The organism is Aphanizomenon flos-aquae FACHB-1287 (genome assembly GCF_014698755.1).
GTDB classification, from domain to species: Bacteria; Cyanobacteriota; Cyanobacteriia; order Cyanobacteriales; family Nostocaceae; genus Dolichospermum; species Dolichospermum flosaquae.
In genome coordinates, this window is sequence record NZ_JACJTO010000083.1 from 1 (window position 1) to 2,010 (window position 2,010).

Below are 2,010 nucleotides of genomic sequence, written 5' to 3' on the forward strand. Positions count from 1 at the left end.
TTTGTCTTATATCAGTCGAATATGCTGCTGCCATATATATCTCAATTATTTTCTTTTTTTTCCATCTTTAAAGTTTACCATCTTTGTACCGCTTTTGATCTCAAACTGCTGTATGACTAACTGTGATTCTTTGATCAAAAATAAAGCATTCTCCTTCCCATAAACTTTCTTCTGGAGGAATTTCTTCTAAATATTTGAGAATGCCTCCTTTGAGGTGATAAACTTCTTGAAAACCCTGAGAAATTAGATATGATGAGGCTTTTTCGCAACGAATTCCTCCTGTACAAAACATTGCTACTTTTTTATGTTTATGGGAATCAAGATTTTGTTTTACATATTCAGGAAAATCTCTAAATGTTTGAGTTTGCGGATTTTCTGCACCTTTAAATGTCCCAATACTAATTTCATAATCATTGCGGGTATCAATGACAATTACTTCTGGATTAGAAATTAAATCATTCCAATTTTTGGGTTCTACATAAGTTCCCACTTTTTCGTTAGGGTCTACTTCTGGTAGTCCTAAGGTGACAATTTCTGGTTTTAACCGAATTTTCAACCGCTCAAAGGGCGGAATTTCTGTGTATGATTCTTTATATTCTAAGTCTGCAAACCGCGAGTCACTGCGAATAAATGTTAAAAAGCTGTCAATTTGTTGACGAGAACCGGCAATTGTGCCATTAATTCCTTCCTGTGCTAGTAAGATAGTCCCTTTAATTCTTTGTGACTGACAGTAGGATAATAAAGTTGTTTGCAGTTCGTTACAATCAGGTAGGTTAATAAATTTATACAGCGTGGCTACAACTGTCAATTTTTTTTGGTTCATGGTCTTGTCAAATTAATAATAATAGTTTATGATAGGACTGTTATATAAAATTGACCCTTTTTACATAAAAAACAGGCTTGGGGGTTTAGCTCAGTTGGTAGAGCGCCTGCTTTGCAAGCAGGATGTCAGCGGTTCGAGTCCGCTAACCTCCATTAGTTGCGTTTAAATACTAGCGAAAAGTTATTTGCTGGCATGGTGTAAGTTTGGGACAATTTCAGATTTTGTGCTGTTGCTGCTGTAACTACGTCTTCTAAGTTACGCACACCCCAATCTGGATTTTGTGCTTGTAAAGACTCATCAAAAGCAGCATTACTCGGTGCGGTATGTTCTCCATTTTGTTTACAGGGACCATACAGGTAGAGTATACCACCAGGTGGCAAAATCCGACCTGCACCTGCCATTAATCCCAAACAGGCTGACCAGGGGGAAATATGAATCATGTTAATGTTTACTATAGCAGAAATATTTGGTTCTGGCAATGGCTGTTTTTCTACAGGCCATATTGGCGAAATGGCATCTAAATCTAGGGGTGGTTGAAGATTATCACAGGGGAGATATTCTGACCATGCTCTAATACTAGCACGCAGTTCTGGATTGGGGTCAGAAGGTAGCCATGTTCGCGGTGTGAGGTACTGGGAAAAAAATACGGCGTGTTCTCCTGTCCCGCTGGCTACTTCGAGTATTGTCCCATTTTGAGGTAATATTTGCAAAAGCACCTCTAGAATGGCTTCGCGGTTGCGCTGGGTTGCGGGGGCAAATTTTCGCTGGTCTGCGGGTGTGTTCATTATGATTATGATAATTAAATTAGCAGCGATTTCTCAATTTTAGCTTTTTTTGCCACACCACAGGAGCACAATTTGCCTAAGTCTATTCATTCTACCCAACCTCCGCTTAAATTTATTCCCCAGCGTCATAATCCCTTGATTGTTAAAATTGTATCTTGGTTTTTGCCTTTTATTTTACGGGTGAGAACTAGACCTTGGCTACCTGCGGGTATTGTGAATATTGAAGCCAAAAATGCGGAAGTATTAGCTACATTATACCAGGAATTTCAAGCTGGTAAAATCCGATTTTTACAGCAGTTTGAGATCAAAAGCGGTACAAAGATGGTAAACTTTAAAGATGGAAAAAAAAGAAAATAATTGAGATATATATGGCAGCAGCATATTCGACTGATATAAGACAAA

1 protein-coding gene, 1 tRNA gene and 2 pseudogenes are annotated in these 2,010 nt (G+C 38.3%); 2 read left to right on the forward strand and 2 right to left on the reverse strand.

Annotation, left to right across the window (positions count from 1 at the left end):
* Nucleotides 1-112 precede the first annotated feature (112 nt).
* Nucleotides 113-823 (reverse strand): annotated as a pseudogene (trhO, locus tag H6G44_RS19910) (oxygen-dependent tRNA uridine(34) hydroxylase TrhO); the annotation flags it as partial.
* A gap of 79 nt (nucleotides 824-902) precedes the next feature.
* Here trhO and H6G44_RS19915 point away from each other — a divergent pair.
* Nucleotides 903-975 (forward strand) — tRNA-Ala (locus tag H6G44_RS19915).
* Here H6G44_RS19915 and H6G44_RS19920 read toward each other — a convergent pair.
* Complete coding sequence (locus H6G44_RS19920; protein ID WP_190388282.1) at nucleotides 976-1,608, reverse strand: DUF938 domain-containing protein; 633 nt, start codon at nucleotides 1,606-1,608, stop codon at nucleotides 976-978.
* A gap of 72 nt (nucleotides 1,609-1,680) precedes the next feature.
* Here H6G44_RS19920 and H6G44_RS19925 point away from each other — a divergent pair.
* A pseudogene (locus tag H6G44_RS19925) lies at nucleotides 1,681-1,908 on the forward strand (1-acyl-sn-glycerol-3-phosphate acyltransferase); the annotation flags it as partial.
* Nucleotides 1,909-2,010 lie beyond the last annotated feature (102 nt).